1 protein-coding gene is annotated in these 635 nt (G+C 65.7%); it reads left to right on the top strand.

The annotated features are described in order from the left end of the window. Window positions 1–127 precede the first annotated feature (127 nt). Window positions 128–635: MFS transporter (locus JF781_RS28110; protein WP_225341374.1), on the top strand; the 508-nt coding region annotated here is incomplete at its 3' end.

Here is a 635-nt window from a genome sequence, read left to right as displayed (position 1 = left end):
ACCAACACCAGCTGCTGGACTGGCAACCCGTCGCCGAGCCCACCGTCATCACCGACCCCACCCAGCAGGTGGTGACCTCCTGGACTCGAACCAGCACCGTCGTCAACCCCGCACTAATCGCAGCCGCATGAGGAATATCCTCACCCGGTTTCGAGGCTTCGACCGGCCCAGCCAGGTCCTGATGCTCAACCAGTTCGGCATCAACATGGGTTTCTACATGCTGATGCCGTACCTGGCCGGGTACCTGGCTGGCCCGCTCGGGCTGGCCGCCTGGGCCGTCGGGCTGGTGCTAGGAGTGCGCAACTTCTCCCAGCAAGGCATGTTCATCGTGGGCGGCACCCTGGCCGACCGGCTGGGCTACAAGCCATTGATCGTGGCCGGATGCGTGCTACGCACCGGCGGATTCGCGCTGCTGGTGGTGGCTCACTCGTTGCCGGCCGTGCTGATCGCCGCCGCGGCAACCGGTTTCGCCGGCGCCTTGTTCAACCCGGCGGTACGCGCCTATCTGGCCGCTGACGCCGGAGATCGCCGGGTGGACGCCTTCGCCATGTTCAACATCTTCTACCAGGCCGGAATCCTGCTGGGCCCGCTGGTCGGACTGACATTGATGGCCCTCGACTTTCGGGTCACCGCGT

Source organism: Mycobacterium sp. WUMAC-067, from assembly GCF_020217485.1.
Lineage (GTDB): Bacteria > Actinomycetota > Actinomycetes > Mycobacteriales > Mycobacteriaceae > Mycobacterium.
This window is presented reverse-complemented; position numbering and strand designations above follow the sequence as displayed.